We start from the raw sequence: 13,513 nt of genomic DNA on the forward strand, positions 1-13,513 counted from the left end.
TAAAACACATTGAACAATGACGTTGCCTTAAAAATAGTAAATGGTGCATTCAATATAATCCAACCAAGCCCCGGGCTTACTGGAGCTTCACCAAGAAGGGTAATATCATATGGTGCAATTCCCTGCCTCATAGCAAGAACCGGAACTTGCATGGCATCGTCCCCGGTTCCACCCCGATATAGACCCTCCTTCTGGGAATACATAAATGAACCAACTAGCCAAATGACGAATAGAAGGAGTACTGGCAGGGTTTTTATGGATAAGACCCGTTTTATCAATGGGAATGAATCAATCCTTATCAGGGCACAGAATATGAATAAGAATACTAGGCTAGATAGGATCAATACCAATGACGGAAAAGGAATAGACGAAGCGACATAATAATTCCGTAACGAAGGCACCTGTACAATTAGGACAAGTAACCACAACCGCGTGTCTTTCAAACACATCAACCCTCTATTCTTCAAGAGCTTCATTTGCACGATGCCTCAGCTGTTTTTCGAATGTCATATCGAATAATTTACAAGACGAGATATTCGCAGGCTCATACCCAGTAAGATACAACACCCAGTAACCTTAGTTGCTTCGCGAATGATGGGAGCGAAAAGTTTGATATTCACTCTACTTCTGTTGTGGTGAATAGAGAGAATAAAATCAATCATATCCTACGAAAACGATGGTGAACTCGGAATAATTAATTATTATGCCCCCGAGGCAAGATCGGATAGATGTAGTCCTGATCTGCCGAGGACCCATTGATTTGAACTTTCAAAACCTGCCGAAGTGCGAACGGTCTTGTCCTTAAACGAAAAGACGTATTGGCGCTTGAACTCCCTTTTAATCGTGAAGTTAACCACCCCATCCTCCACGAGCGCAACCAGCGATAATTGCGTGGGGAAATCGCCGCCGGACTGTGAAACCGTTTCGAGGATTGAAAATCCCCGTTCGACGTTGAACAAATTTTTGGACTCGGCGAGCATACTGTAGCACGCTATATAGCGATCAGATCCGACACCGTCAACTTCTCGGTAGTCTCGACTGACAAAGTCAGACAGGGGAAAGTTCGTCAGAACCATGAAATCTTCGCCAACGTCTTCTAAGAGTATGGTAGATCTTCCCGGTTCGACTACGCAGGCACGACGACCTGTGCCAGCGATCATGCTGTGCACGCTGATCTGGGGAACGTTGACTACCGTCTTGTCCTGTAGATATCCGCCCAGATCAGCGAGGTCGAGTTGTTTTCCCAGGATCCCGTCAAAAAGCCGGATAATGTGCACGCAATTTTTCCCCCGCCGATACACTCCGGCATCGATGGGATCCACCATGAGCAGGTTAACAAACGTGCCGTTGTCGTTGATGCCGATTGCCGGTAAGAATCTGGAATTCTCCTGCTGGAAGACAATGAGTTGATCATCCCCCCGCAAACCGAGTTTGATGGCGCGGTCGGAGATATCGAAGTTCATGCCGATGTAAGTCTTTTCTGCGTAGAAAACAAAACTCGTGCACATGGTAAACGATCCACTTGTGAGGCAAATTTATCGAAAACGTTGATTTATCAGAATCTCAATCATTATTACCCAACGGTCTGGAACACAACTGCGATCGGCAGACTATGCGCTATTGGTCGATTTCCCACAGATTGTAGATAACCCCGAACGGATCTCTTACATAGCAATCCTGGCTCTTGCCGCGCCAGCGAAGGACTTCACAACCATGCGCCACAAGTTCCTTCCGGGCTCGTTCAAGGTCTTCGACGAACAACTCCATCACCGGTCCGCTGATTTCTTCATCTTCGATGACGAACAAATTAAGCGGATGGGCATCATGATCGCCGAGTGCCGGATCGTCGGAGCGATTTTCAAACCCGAGCACATCGGAATAGAATCTAACCGCATCAGAAAAGCGATCCGTTCTCACGGCCACGTTCGGACTCATCGTGAATTTCATACCGCCACTCCTTTCTCAATCGAATAATATAATTTCTCCAAAACACCGTTTTTATCTTCGCCAATCAACGGCTCCAGCGCATATGAATGACGTTTGCCAGACCTGCTTCACATCGCCGAGCGATGCCGTGGTTTGCGCCGGTGACGAGTGCGATATGATTCTCTAGGTCGTAAGGAAGCCGGTCGTTGGAGGTGAGCATGGACACCCTCTGGACGCGATGGTCAAACGGCGATCGTACTCGTCCTGCGTTCATTCGACACAAGCGGGAAGCTTGACTTTACTAAATGTACTTCCAGCATCACGACGATCGAAACTTATTCGATATTTTCCGATCTCAGAGTACAAGGACTACGTTGTCGTCCTTTCGTCTGCCTTCACCTGAATCAGATCAAATACAAATTTACGCTTTGCATCCGCCAGGAACGCCGACACAGGTGAATCCGGACGAGCGTCGAAGAAATCTCTGGTAATCGGATTTTCGTTGACGTACGTCTTCAGAATCGGCGCTGCGGATTCCGGCAGCAATTCGCGAATCTGATAATCATTCCGGTCGGCGCCCCTGGATAACCGAATGGTCCCCGCAGCCCGAGCGTTCTTGACCCAATCGACGTCCCCATAAGGCGCCACAAGCCAACGATCGTTCCCTTCTTCTACCAGCACCACAGGCACCGAATGCAGCCGCCCGGATTTACGACCGGCGACGGTCAGCAAATAATATCTCCCGGGCGCAATTCCCAACCGCAGCAGCCAGATAAAAATACGGTTGACAACGCGCCGGATGAAATTGTATCGAAATTCACGAGCCATCAATGTCCCCTGTTTACGGCCGATGTTATCAACTGGCCTGTATGTATACTCCCCATCAAGATAGTAGATGCGGTTGACAACTCCTTTACTCCCCCAGCCGATATCCACTTTTCTCCCAGGCAGCGCGTATTTCCGGATTGCGCTGCAGATACGCATCTACGTATTCCTTGCGCACCGTGTTCAGCGGACAAGAGAAATTAATGCAGCGACTGCAGATGGATCGCCGCAAGCTGTAAATCCCACTGACCACCGCAGCCAGACCGATGAAACTCAACAAATACTCCCGTCCCATCAGGAGAAAGACGAACGGAAAGGCAAACCAGATCAATCCGCCCAAGAGAAATTGCATTTGTTCCGATTTGCTCATCGGACCGGGTTTGAATTTGAAGATCTTAATTACCCCGCTGTTGGCATGGCAGTGCAGAACGCGGCTGTCCTCGGCCCACATGGGGCAGTGCCGGCACAAGACACGCGCTTCCCACACGAAGAAAAAGAAGATGGAATATGCGAGCCACCAGAACAGGAGCATACCGTAGCGGGCACGAATCGTCCCGGCGATGACGGTGACTGCAAACGGCAGCAGGAGCATCAAGAAATGGACCAGGTCTTTCGACTCATAGCGACACATGAACTCGCCCTGGATCGAACAATAGTCGCACTCCGTGGCTGGCTTCCATGTACAAAGCGTTATTGGGGCATTCGGTGAATGGATTTCGATCGCATCTGACATGGGAACCACCTCTTGATCAATTTCTATCGTTTCCCACAGGCCTATGCACCTCTCGACTCTGCCCGTCTTGGATACATTATAGAACCAAGTTGCCCGAATCCACTCATCCGCCGCGGCCGGATAACCATTTTCTCTAGCTCAGGATCGATTTCAACCCCACGGCCCAGGCACGGATCTCTTCCCAATCGCGCAGGTCGCTGGCCGGCGCGTCCCCGGCAAGAATCTTGATCATGAAACCCAATTTCGATGGATCGTATTTCCCCCCGAACAGCTTGAGGCTCGCGGGCTTGAACCAGGGGTGCTTCGCCAGCGCGTTGTCGAGTTGATCTTGCGAGTTCTGCCATTCCTGCTCGTCGTGCGGTTCGTGAACGGGACCGAGTGCGAAGACAGCCACCGGGCGATCGCCGAGCGCCGCACGATGGCGCGAGAGGAAGCGATGGGCGTCCTTGTGCCAGCGGAACATGAAAAGCGGTGCCCCGAGCACGATGCCGTCGTACTTTTCGATCTCGCGTACCTCTCGTGCAAACCGTAAATCGACTTCAAATCCATTTTCGCGCAGCGCATCGGCGATGGCTTCGGCGACTTCCTGCGTCGAGCCGTAGCGCGTGGCGTAGGCGACCAAAATCGATGGTGACACAGTACACTCCTTCTACGATGTTTAGATAATGGACTTCCCGGTCAGCGACCCAAGCGCGATAGCTGCCGGTAGATCGAGAAATACCAGATGATCAGAAGAACGGCGTTCGGAAGAATTACGAGCAAGGCGATGATCTCTGACGACGTCAACGCTTGCCGCAAATAGTCGAGCAGCGAAAGGACGTTCGCTGCAATCCCGACGTAAGCGGTGGACCTGCTGAAGGATTTACTGCGCAGCATGCTTGCAGAGACGATCCATCCTGCGATCGAAACCAGGAAGAGGCCCACGTTGAATCCGCCGACGGTCCGTTGGTTTGTGTTGGCCAACAAAGCTTGCCCCGCAGCGACGAAGATGGATTTCTGTGCCTCTGTCGCTGCAGCCGCGTGTTGGTCGCTGAGGGAAAGCATCGCGAACGGATTGTTCGTGGCCAGGAATACCGCAACCCCGATCAGCGCCAGGGTTACCGCGATCCTCATGCGGGTCCGATCGACATTCTTGAGCGCGCTGTAAAACGCCAGGAAAACGATCACGAACATGACGTACATCACGACTTCCAATCCCCAAAACTGGAGAAGTCCCACGAGCCGATTTCTCTGGAAGAGTGCGAACCATTCGACGACCGTTCCCGGCAGGGGCGAGATCGATTGAGCGATCACCTCCCCCAGCGTCACCGCTGCGGCGATAAAGGCGGCCGCAGCGCCAATCCGGAATATATCCCCATCGGATTGTTCGACACTCGGGCTGTTTTCTCCACGTTCCATCGTCCATCATCCTTTCATTTCTTTCCAATGATTCAATCCGCACGGCGCCGGCTCACCAGAACGCAACGCCGTATCAGCCGGCAAACATTGCGAAATAGGATATCGCAGTACTAATCACTGTCAAGGCCACGCCGGCTACGATACCTACCGGAATCGACTTCAGCATGTGCTTCTTCATGGACTCCGCACCCATGTCGTCGGGCAGTCTCAGGAACTCCGGCCGCCAAACGCCGATGACCAATCCATCGATGACGAGTGTATCGAAAAGAAAGAGGATGATGTAATGTACGAAGTTCAACAGGAATAACACCATGAAAGGGATCGTCAGACCGCTGCGAGCCAGGCCATAGTAATTGGCCAAGATTTGAAAGCCCACGATGATCAAGAGCAAGAGCAGCATGTTTAGAATGCCGCTGAGCGGGATACGCTCCTTCAACGTACCGTCCTGCTTTCGTGCGGTATACACCAGTCCGCCTCTGAAGACGGCGAAGACGTAGATACAGAATGCGAAAGCACCGACAGCACTCCAAACGATAAGGTAGCGAATGGCGATATCCAATGTCATCTGAACCTCCGGGTTGAGCGCTTGACTATACAGATAGGATGGTATATCATTTTTCTAAGAAAGTTAGGCATGGCTAATTTTATCCCCATACAGCAGGAAAATCAATACTGCCCACGAAAAGGGATGTCATAGAAAACAAAGGTTTACGATGGAAAAAAAGAAGAGCAAATTACCCTATCTGGTAACGATCGTCATCCTGGCGAGCATCATCTCCGCAATCGTGCTCGCTGCGGGAAGATGGGATTGGATCGAGATGTGGATTTTTCTGGCCACGTATTTGATCGTTTTTATCGCCTGGGGGATGTACCTGAAATTCAAAAAACCCGATTTGCTGCAGGAAAGGGTGACCGCCTTCGGTAAGGGGAAAAAGTGGGATCGGATTCTGATCGGCATTTATTGGATCCTGATTCTCGCGTTTCTGTTTACGGCGTCATTGGACGCCGGCCGGCATCAGAACTTCGTTACACCCATTCCGATCAAAATCATATCTATGGTTTTCATCCTGGCGGGATACGCACTCGGGTTTTGGAGTGGAATTGCCAACGAGTATCTGTCGAGTTTCGTACGCATCCAGGAGGAGCGTGGCCATCAGGTGAGCCAGGCGGGACCCTATCGTTTCATCCGGCATCCGATGTACGCAGGCGATATTCTCAGCTACCCCTTCGTGGCGCTCTTTCTGAACTCACTCTGGGCCCTTATACCGGCGGCCTTGATCATCGTGCTGTTTATCGTGCGTACCTATCTGGAGGACACCACTTTACAGCGAGAGCTCGAGGGCTACTCTGAATACACGCAAAAAGTCAAATATCGCCTGGTACCTTACGTTTGGTGATTTTCCGAAGTGAAACAATGGATACTCAGGGTGGACCTATCTGCTTACCCCAGGCGCCCCATCTTCCAAACGATATCCGATGCAGCAGGTAATCGAAGGTGTTGCCCGTTAGATTCCCAACCCGGATCATGCGCAGCGCCAGTTCGATCATCGCGAGGACGTTTTCCCCATAACGCGCTGCGACTTGCTCTCGCACTTGTGGCTCTGGTTCCGCATCCATCTCCGCCCAATGCTGTGCGTACAGCATGGCCGGAATTTCCTCGGCCGGGCTTCCTTCGAAGAGTCCTTTGCCCAACGCCTCGATCTCTTCTCCCGAAATTCCCTGCGAAAGCGCTGCCCGGGCGTGGCCGTACGAACAGTAGCGGCAGCGGTTCACAGCGGTGACTGTGAGCATCAAGCGCTCGCGGAATGCCGGTGCGACGACGTCGCCGCGCACCAACGTGCGGATGTCTTTTCGACGAGAGACGAGAATCCGTACGTCGGTCAGGAATTCGTTCAAACTGCGATAGAGTCTGCGATTGAATCCAGCCATCTTCAACCCCGCGAAACGATCGAACCTCCAGGCACCGATCTGACGCAGGCAACCTTCCCTTTGAATTATAAACGTGACTGAACCAGCAGCGCCCTACTTCTCACCGGTAATACAAAGGAAATCTCTGTGGCGGTCTGCTGCTCGATTCACCTCGAGTACGTTAAAACCGGCCGCCTCCATCATTTGAAAGACTTCTTCACCGCGATACAGTGAAATGCCGTTTCGCACAAAGCTTTTACCTTCGAGTGATTGTTTGCTGGTAAAACAGACGACCAGTCTGCCGCCATCGACCAGTACCCGATACATCTCGTCCATGCCGCGTCGAGCATCCGCCCAGTAAAAGATCGAATTGACCGTGCAGCATTTGTCGAAGCACCCGGATGAATAAGGCAGCGTTTCCACCTGCCCGCAGCGGACTTCGAGTCTGCCGGCATCGATCAACGGGCGGTATCGCCGCTTGCAGGAAGCGGCCATCCCTTCGGAGACATCCACACCGGCCAGGAAACCCAGCGTCACGACATCGGCCATTCGTCCCAACAGGTAGCCGCCTCCAAAGCCCACCTCGAGCACACGGTCGTTTGCCGCCAGGTCGAGATGATCGAAAGCGAATTCGTTCAAAGCGGAATTTCTGCGGTTCCACAACCGTGCCAATAGCCAACTATAAATGCCGCGTGATGGAGAACGGAGCTGATTCGAGAGGAATTTTCCCAACATGGCCGAAGGCTTTTCGTCATCCATCCGGAACTTCTGTCACTTCATGCTGCTCCGAAGTGGCGGGCAACGGTCCTTATCGTCAACGCTCTTCGGACATCCGCCTCGTAAATGTCTACGGGCCTGCCGCGCGTTATACCTTGCTCGACCGTCCGAAAAAGGTACAGACGCATTATAAGGTATTTCCTTTCGAAATCATCGACGAGAAAACCAGGTCACCTCTCGCCGAGATCCGGACGCAGCGCAGCCCCAGCGCTTGACAAAGCCCCGAAGTGGCGGTTAGAATATCTCGATTGAACGTTCATTCGTTTCACTCGTAGGATAATCATGAGCCCAGGCGAAACGGAAGTGCCCGAGAAACGAGCCGCAATTATAACGGCGACTTTGGACCTGATCGCCAGGCGCGGATTCCACAACACGCCTATGGCAATGGTCGCCAAGGAATCCGGCGTGAGTGCAGGCACGATTTACCATTATTTCGCCAGCAAGGAGGATTTGATTTTCGAGTTGTACAAGGAGATCAAGTCCAATATGATTCACGCCGTTTTAGCGGATTACTCGGCGCAGACTCCCTTCCAGGAACGATTCGTCCACTGGTGGCGGCAGCTCGTTCGTTATTACATCGACCATCCAAAAGAAACCAAGTTCCTGGAGCAATTCGAGATATCTCCCTATTACGACCCAAGGCTGCAGGAGATCTTTGCGGATGATCTCATGCCCTTCATCACCTCCTTCTTTATAGTGGGCATGCAAGACGGCGAATTGAAGAACATACCGCTGGAAATCAGCGTCGAGTTGAGCTTTGGCGTCGCCATCTCTCTGGCAACACAACATATTCGCGGCACGATCGAACTCGATGACGAGACGATCGACGATGCCGCCAACGCCTGTTGGGATGCAATCGCAAAGTAAAATTTTTTAACACGTATAGAATGAACGTTCATTCTATATATCAAAGAGAGGAGAAAGGGATGAAATCCAAATTTACACTTGAAGGCATGCCGAATCTGACCGGCAAAGTCGCCATCGTCACCGGTGCAAACCGGGGCATCGGCTACGAAACGGCGGCGGCGCTTGCAGCCAAAGCCTGCACGGTGATACTCGCCTGCCGCAACGAGGATAAAGGCAAATCGGCGCTTCAAAAAATCGTGCGGACGTATCCGTTTGCGAAAGTCGAATCGATTCGCCTCGATCTCGCCGCCCTCGTTTCCATTCATCGCTTTGCGATGGAATTCAAGCGACGCCACGATCGATTGGATATGCTCATCAATAATGCGGCGATCATGAACGTTCCCTTCGAAAGGACGGTCGACGGTTTTGAATCGCAGTTCGCCGTCAATCACCTGGGGCATTTTGCGCTCACCGGTCTGCTGCTCGAGCGCATCATCGATACACCCAGGGCAAGAGTCGTCACGGCGAGCAGTTGGGGGCATCGGTTTGGCGTAATCGATATTGACAATCTTAATAGCGAGAAGCGACACGATCCGGATGGCGCTTATGCGCGCAGCAAACTCGCCAATTTGCTGTTTACTTACGAACTGCAGAGGCTTATCGAACGCGCCGGCGTCGACGCAATCGCCACGGCGGTCCATCCTGGTTGGACGGCGACCCACCTTCCGGATGGTTGGAGTTCATCCAAATTTCGCCTGGATTGGTGGTTGATTCGGATGCTGAACCCGATTCTCGGCCAGCCACCGAAGATGGGCGCTCTACCCACGCTCTATGCGGCAACCGCACTGGACGTTCGAGGCGGCGGTTATTACGGTCCCGGGAGTTGGGCAGGACTGCGCGGGCATCCAAAGTTGTTGCGATCCGGCGGTCGTTCCTACGACACAGAGCTTGCCGTCGAGCTTTGGAAAGCATCCGAGCGTTTGACCGGCGTTAAGTATGACTGGTTCGCATCATCGACGGAAAGGAAGCGGGTCAAAATGGGCGAGGCCCTTAACATTGAACGATGATCGACCTCGATTGCGTCGAACCTTCCCGCAATGGTGCTATTTTTCTATACGCATCCGAAGAAAAGCATTCAAGAATCTTCTCTTTGTTCTCGAATTCGATCACGATCATTCTGTCCGGAGACCAGTCGCCGGAAACCGAGTGAATCGACTCCGAGCGGAAAATGTATCGTCCTCCGAAGCGCTCTCCTATCGGGGCAGCTCTTTCGACGTACTGCGCATACAACTTGGGCTTTTCTATCTCGATCTCGGCGATGAAATAAGCCGGCATGTCATCTCCTTGCCGCACAGTTTGGATTCGGCAGCACCTGCATTCTACTTTTCGCCCGTTGAAAGCCAGCGGGCACATTCTCCGCCCAGCTTCTCCCGCGCCGTTTGTTCGTAAGCATCGATATCCGCTGCTGAAAGCATATCCCGCCAGCGGCCGTTGACACCCTTGTGCATGAAACGCTTTCCACCCCCCTTGAAAATATCTCCCCCAAACGGAACGCTTTGATCGGCGTGGGCTTTCATGTACGCAAAGGAACAATGCTCAAGAATAACATCCCACTTTGTTGCATCGAGGGCGATCTCGAGAAACGCCGCGACGCGCCGGATTTCCGTAGGCATGTCCCGTTTGAGATTCGAAAAATGAAGCAGCATTACGTTGGGGAGATCGCGGATCTCCCACCACGAGCGAACGTGCTCCCAATACGGCCACCACGGGTAGCCGTCCATCGACATCCAATCGCGAAAATAATCGACTACGGAGGATGGGGGTTCCCCCAGTGGCGGACCCGTTCGTTCGGGCACGCTGTCGATCGATTCAACGACGTCTTTTTTCATGATGCAATGATGGTTGTACAAGCTCCACAGCACGTCGCGCCCATCCCGGCCAACGTAGATGTATTTCGCCCCGGGTGAGATTACCAGCATATCTGCGGGAAGATGGCTTTTTAAAAAGCGGCGGTGTGTCTGTTTATCGGCAATTTCCAATCGCTCTTCTCTGGACGGAAAACGACAATCGATCCAGGGAGACACCTCCGACAAGACGATGCCTTCCGCTCCGTTCCAGATCAACTGCGCCACGATCTGCTGCACCCATGTCGATCCGGACTTCGAATAGGAAACGATGAAAACATCATCCTTACGGAATTCGAACTCATTCCAGATCGTCGGGTCCAGCAGATGGTGCCAGTGTTCCCGCTTCTTTCTAGGATATTCGCTCAACTTTCGCTTCATCTCATTTTGCCATCCGGCAGCCTTGCAGCAGGTTATCCTGCGCCGGGAAAGCCGCTGTCCAAATCAAAGGCCGATCCATTTATCGATTGTGGGCGGATGGTAGACCTCGAATTTCTCGAGCAGCGTTTCCGGATCATCTTCAACGATGATCATCGAAAGGTATTCCTTTTTGAGCAGCTGCTCATCCACCGCATGGTCGAGAAATCCCAAAAGCCGTCGGTAAAACTGATGCGTGTTCAAGAAACCGCAGGGTTTTGGGTGCATTCGCAGCTGCGCCCAAGTCAACGCCTCGAAGAACTCCTCGAGTGTCCCAAAACCGCCGGGCAGCGCGATGAAACCGTCGGCCAACTCCGCCATCACACGCTTCCGCTCGTGCATGGAAGCGACAATCCGCAGATCGGACAACCCCTCGTGGGCAACGCCCTTATCCAACAGGAAACTGGGCATTACGCCGATGACTTCGCCGCCTTCCGCCAGGACGGTATCGGCAATCTCGCCCATCAACCCCACCCTTGCACCCCCGTAGACGAGATCCAGCTTTTTGCGAACCAGAAGACGGCCCAATTGGTGTGCAGACTGCACGTAATCCGGCCGGCTGCCTCGACTCGATCCGCAAAACACGCAAATTCTTTTCATGGAATACGTCGGATCCTTCGAATTATATAAATTCCTCGTTCTTTTTCGCCCTCACGGTGTTAACTGCCAAAGGGTTGCTCACAGATTGTTACTTTTCATTTTTCCGACAACGAAGTATAACGCAGACTTTGTAGATCGAGGATTATATTGGGGCGAACCCAGGTCTTGGTGATTGCTAGAAATTTACCGGCTTGCTCTAGCGAGAAAAAGCTGTAAACGGATTGGATTGCGTGAGCTGGCGGATCGTTCCTTCCGAAACGCCTGCCGCCCGTAATTTGGGCAGAAACTGCTCGGATAGATACGTGTAGGACTTGGGCGTGCCGCCGCCCGGCAGCGCCGGATCGTACCAGCCGCGATCCTGACTGAGCAGCAATCGACCCGCGAGACCAGCATCCAACAATCGACGTATATTCTCAATGTCTCTCTCATCCTGACTTCCGATCCAATCGTACTCCAGCCAGGCGCCTCGCCGAGCCATTTCCAGATGCAACGAAAAATTCGGCTCGGCCTGCGTGTGAATCCAGATGAAGCGATCGGCCGTATATCCCACCGACTCGATGATATCGAGTTGATCTCGAACGACACGCCCTCGGATCGTATGACTGCCGATCACCGCATTCGTCTCGCAGCCGGCCGCTGCCGCAGCCCGCAGGACTTTGGCTTCGCAGTCGGTGATCCCCTCGTCGCCGGCGCTCAGTTTGATCCAGCCCGCTCGCACCCCGCTCCCTTCGATTTCGCCCTGTAATTCACCCAGCATCCAATCCGTCAACCGCGCTCCGCTGGCGTCGCGGACCCAATCCGGAATCCACGGTTCACGGTAAACGCCGGTTGGGACTACGACCGGCAAGTCTGCAGCTTCGGACACGGCGCGATCGAGATCGGCGCGCCTTCCCACGCCGACGGTGCTGCATTCGACGATGGCGGTAACCCCGGCTGCTTTTGCGTTGCGCAGTTCAGGCGCCATGAGAAGCACGACGTCCGCACGATCGGCCTGCGCGTATCCGGGCGTATCCCACGTGCGCAGATCGACGAAGATGTGCTCGTGCGGCAAGATCATATTCAGATCTGCGGAAGTCCTGGGGCCAAGTGTCGTAAAGATTTGCATTATCGCAATCTACCCGAACTAGCAGTTAGTCGATATCCAGGCTTCCGTCCTGCTTGAAGCGCCAATTCTCCCAGGACATGACTTCCCAATAGTAACCATCCGGATCTGCGAAGTATCCGTGATAACCGCCCCAAAAAGCGCGCTGCGGGGATTTCACGATCGTCCCTCCCGCCTTTTCCGCCTGCTGCAGGATTCGATCGACCTCCCCCTCGTTCCGGGCGACAAAACCCAGCGTCGTGCCCGAAAAGCCCTGGCCTTGCGGAGGATCGTTCTCGTCGATGTCCTCGGCCAAGGACCCCTTGGGGCACAGCGCAAGGGTGAGCCCGTCACTCTGAAAGAAAACGATCGGCGGATCGCTTTCGTCTACCGTGGTCGAAAAACCCAAACCATCCCGGTAAAACTCGAGTGAGCGGTTAATGTCTTTCACTCCCAGGGTAACGATATGGACTCGGTTCACTCGTCTCTCCATTTCCAACGTTCCACACCAAATTATGGAATCAAGATGCGATAAAACTGAATTTTGCCTGCACGACAGTCTCGGGCGCTGCGTCTACTCGCACTAATCCAATGAACTTACATGAAATTCTTTTTGGACCGGCGTCGAAGATGTTCTTATCTGACTACATCCCTCCGAAGATTCAAACAGGAGGATGGCTGGCGATTCATTGGATGATGCACTCAGGAGGGCGTATGACGCTTCATTGCAGATTGTAATCCGACGATTCCCCCCACGAAGGCGAGGACTCCCAGGGAAAAATAGACGACGTTCCCAAGGTAAGGAATCGGCAGTTGAAGCAAGAAAACGATCCACCCGTCGAGCGTGGCGATGACCACTCCCCCTGCGGTCAGCAAACCCCCGACGATCGCGACGAGCGACATGATGACCAAAAGCGGTCTGCGCCGGGCGGCGATCGCCTCGCCTTGATTTTGCTCAACTTGATGCAGAAATCTCTGCGCTTCCGTCCAGTCCATCCCCGATGCATTACAGATGGACATAAGGATATCGTTTCGACTCCGGTGCCGGGACAAATCCCGCACGACGTGTTCCGTAAGCGTTGCTGGATCCATTTATGA

General features: G+C 53.0%; 18 protein-coding genes. 3 read left to right on the plus strand and 15 right to left on the minus strand.

All coding sequences use genetic code 11. The features are described 5' to 3' along the window. Positions 1–701 precede the first annotated feature (701 nt). The 7 genes from P8Z34_10465 to P8Z34_10495 all read right to left on the minus strand — a co-directional run bounded on the left by P8Z34_10465 (position 702) and on the right by P8Z34_10495 (position 5,447). A complete protein-coding gene (locus P8Z34_10465; protein MEJ2551096.1) occupies positions 702–1,508 on the minus strand; it encodes a hypothetical protein in 807 nt (268 codons plus the stop codon). 109 nt (positions 1,509–1,617) lie between these two features. Continuing rightward, entirely contained in the window at positions 1,618–1,947 is a 330-nt protein-coding gene (locus tag P8Z34_10470) for a VOC family protein (GenBank protein MEJ2551097.1), read from the minus strand. A 348-nt stretch (positions 1,948–2,295) separates the two neighbouring features. Next, complete coding sequence (locus P8Z34_10475; GenBank protein MEJ2551098.1) at positions 2,296–2,754, minus strand: nitroreductase family deazaflavin-dependent oxidoreductase; 459 nt, start codon at positions 2,752–2,754, stop codon at positions 2,296–2,298. A gap of 85 nt (positions 2,755–2,839) precedes the next feature. After that, entirely contained in the window at positions 2,840–3,484 is a 645-nt protein-coding gene (locus P8Z34_10480) for a hypothetical protein (protein MEJ2551099.1), read from the minus strand. Between the two features lie 133 nt (positions 3,485–3,617). Next, on the minus strand, positions 3,618–4,121 hold the full coding sequence (locus P8Z34_10485) for a flavodoxin domain-containing protein (protein ID MEJ2551100.1): 504 nt from the start codon (positions 4,119–4,121) through the stop codon (positions 3,618–3,620). A gap of 41 nt (positions 4,122–4,162) precedes the next feature. After that, positions 4,163–4,882, minus strand: coding sequence for a DUF4386 family protein (locus tag P8Z34_10490; protein MEJ2551101.1), 720 nt, complete (start codon positions 4,880–4,882; stop codon positions 4,163–4,165). 73 nt (positions 4,883–4,955) lie between these two features. Next, positions 4,956–5,447 carry a hypothetical protein gene (locus P8Z34_10495; GenBank protein ID MEJ2551102.1) on the minus strand — a complete coding sequence of 164 codons (492 nt, stop codon included), beginning with the start codon at positions 5,445–5,447 and terminating at the stop codon, positions 4,956–4,958. Positions 5,448–5,595: 148 nt separating this feature from the next. Between P8Z34_10495 and P8Z34_10500 the strand changes: the two genes are divergently transcribed. Next, entirely contained in the window at positions 5,596–6,279 is a 684-nt protein-coding gene (locus P8Z34_10500; protein MEJ2551103.1) for an isoprenylcysteine carboxylmethyltransferase family protein, read from the plus strand. A gap of 25 nt (positions 6,280–6,304) precedes the next feature. Here the strand turns inward: P8Z34_10500 and P8Z34_10505 are convergent, their stop codons facing one another. Beyond that, positions 6,305–6,811 (minus strand): carboxymuconolactone decarboxylase family protein, encoded by a 507-nt coding sequence (locus P8Z34_10505; protein ID MEJ2551104.1) that lies wholly within the window; start codon positions 6,809–6,811, stop codon positions 6,305–6,307. Positions 6,812–6,904: 93 nt separating this feature from the next. Continuing rightward, complete coding sequence (locus tag P8Z34_10510) at positions 6,905–7,549, minus strand: methyltransferase domain-containing protein (protein ID MEJ2551105.1); 645 nt, start codon at positions 7,547–7,549, stop codon at positions 6,905–6,907. A 300-nt stretch (positions 7,550–7,849) separates the two neighbouring features. On the opposite strand from P8Z34_10510, the gene P8Z34_10515 reads away from it, so the two are divergent. Then, positions 7,850–8,434, plus strand: coding sequence for a TetR/AcrR family transcriptional regulator (locus P8Z34_10515; protein ID MEJ2551106.1), 585 nt, complete (start codon positions 7,850–7,852; stop codon positions 8,432–8,434). 59 nt (positions 8,435–8,493) lie between these two features. Then, positions 8,494–9,480, plus strand: coding sequence for an oxidoreductase (locus tag P8Z34_10520; GenBank protein MEJ2551107.1), 987 nt, complete (start codon positions 8,494–8,496; stop codon positions 9,478–9,480). Here the strand turns inward: P8Z34_10520 and P8Z34_10525 are convergent. The 6 genes from P8Z34_10525 to P8Z34_10550 form a co-directional block, all read right to left on the minus strand. Further along, on the minus strand, positions 9,464–9,748 hold the full coding sequence (locus P8Z34_10525) for a DUF1330 domain-containing protein (GenBank protein ID MEJ2551108.1): 285 nt from the start codon (positions 9,746–9,748) through the stop codon (positions 9,464–9,466). The genes P8Z34_10520 and P8Z34_10525 overlap by 17 nt on opposite strands. Positions 9,749–9,792: 44 nt before the next feature. Beyond that, positions 9,793–10,698, minus strand: a complete 906-nt coding sequence (locus P8Z34_10530; protein ID MEJ2551109.1) for a sulfotransferase domain-containing protein — start codon at positions 10,696–10,698, stop codon at positions 9,793–9,795. A gap of 63 nt (positions 10,699–10,761) precedes the next feature. Continuing rightward, positions 10,762–11,334 (minus strand): TIGR00730 family Rossman fold protein, encoded by a 573-nt coding sequence (locus P8Z34_10535; GenBank protein MEJ2551110.1) that lies wholly within the window; start codon positions 11,332–11,334, stop codon positions 10,762–10,764. A 196-nt stretch (positions 11,335–11,530) separates the two neighbouring features. After that, a complete protein-coding gene (locus P8Z34_10540) occupies positions 11,531–12,439 on the minus strand; it encodes an esterase (GenBank protein ID MEJ2551111.1) in 909 nt (302 codons plus the stop codon). Between the two features lie 25 nt (positions 12,440–12,464). Next, a complete protein-coding gene (locus tag P8Z34_10545) occupies positions 12,465–12,896 on the minus strand; it encodes a VOC family protein (protein ID MEJ2551112.1) in 432 nt (143 codons plus the stop codon). A gap of 221 nt (positions 12,897–13,117) precedes the next feature. Further along, complete coding sequence (locus tag P8Z34_10550) at positions 13,118–13,435, minus strand: hypothetical protein (protein MEJ2551113.1); 318 nt, start codon at positions 13,433–13,435, stop codon at positions 13,118–13,120. Positions 13,436–13,513 lie beyond the last annotated feature (78 nt).

This window comes from Anaerolineales bacterium (assembly GCA_037382465.1).
Lineage (GTDB): Bacteria > Chloroflexota > Anaerolineae > Anaerolineales > E44-bin32 > WVZH01.

What these genes read in the sequence shown, in the direction of transcription:
- P8Z34_10465 (MEJ2551096.1), bottom strand. Translation starts at nt 1,508, where the DNA reads ATGTGCACGAGTTTTGTTTTCTACGCAGAAAAGACTTACATCGGCATG.
- P8Z34_10470 (MEJ2551097.1), bottom strand. Translation starts at nt 1,947, where the DNA reads ATGAAATTCACGATGAGTCCGAACGTGGCCGTGAGAACGGATCGCTTT.
- P8Z34_10550 (MEJ2551113.1), bottom strand. Translation starts at nt 13,435, where the DNA reads ATGTCCATCTGTAATGCATCGGGGATGGACTGGACGGAAGCGCAGAGA.
- P8Z34_10505 (MEJ2551104.1), bottom strand. Translation starts at nt 6,811, where the DNA reads ATGGCTGGATTCAATCGCAGACTCTATCGCAGTTTGAACGAATTCCTG.
- P8Z34_10490 (MEJ2551101.1), bottom strand. Translation starts at nt 4,882, where the DNA reads ATGGAACGTGGAGAAAACAGCCCGAGTGTCGAACAATCCGATGGGGAT.
- P8Z34_10475 (MEJ2551098.1), bottom strand. Translation starts at nt 2,754, where the DNA reads ATGGCTCGTGAATTTCGATACAATTTCATCCGGCGCGTTGTCAACCGT.
- P8Z34_10510 (MEJ2551105.1), bottom strand. Translation starts at nt 7,549, where the DNA reads ATGGATGACGAAAAGCCTTCGGCCATGTTGGGAAAATTCCTCTCGAAT.
- P8Z34_10495 (MEJ2551102.1), bottom strand. Translation starts at nt 5,447, where the DNA reads ATGACATTGGATATCGCCATTCGCTACCTTATCGTTTGGAGTGCTGTC.
- P8Z34_10525 (MEJ2551108.1), bottom strand. Translation starts at nt 9,748, where the DNA reads ATGCCGGCTTATTTCATCGCCGAGATCGAGATAGAAAAGCCCAAGTTG.
- P8Z34_10520 (MEJ2551107.1), top strand. Translation starts at nt 8,494, where the DNA reads ATGAAATCCAAATTTACACTTGAAGGCATGCCGAATCTGACCGGCAAA.
- P8Z34_10500 (MEJ2551103.1), top strand. Translation starts at nt 5,596, where the DNA reads ATGGAAAAAAAGAAGAGCAAATTACCCTATCTGGTAACGATCGTCATC.
- P8Z34_10540 (MEJ2551111.1), bottom strand. Translation starts at nt 12,439, where the DNA reads ATGCAAATCTTTACGACACTTGGCCCCAGGACTTCCGCAGATCTGAAT.
- P8Z34_10535 (MEJ2551110.1), bottom strand. Translation starts at nt 11,334, where the DNA reads ATGAAAAGAATTTGCGTGTTTTGCGGATCGAGTCGAGGCAGCCGGCCG.
- P8Z34_10515 (MEJ2551106.1), top strand. Translation starts at nt 7,850, where the DNA reads ATGAGCCCAGGCGAAACGGAAGTGCCCGAGAAACGAGCCGCAATTATA.
- P8Z34_10480 (MEJ2551099.1), bottom strand. Translation starts at nt 3,484, where the DNA reads ATGTCAGATGCGATCGAAATCCATTCACCGAATGCCCCAATAACGCTT.
- P8Z34_10530 (MEJ2551109.1), bottom strand. Translation starts at nt 10,698, where the DNA reads ATGAAGCGAAAGTTGAGCGAATATCCTAGAAAGAAGCGGGAACACTGG.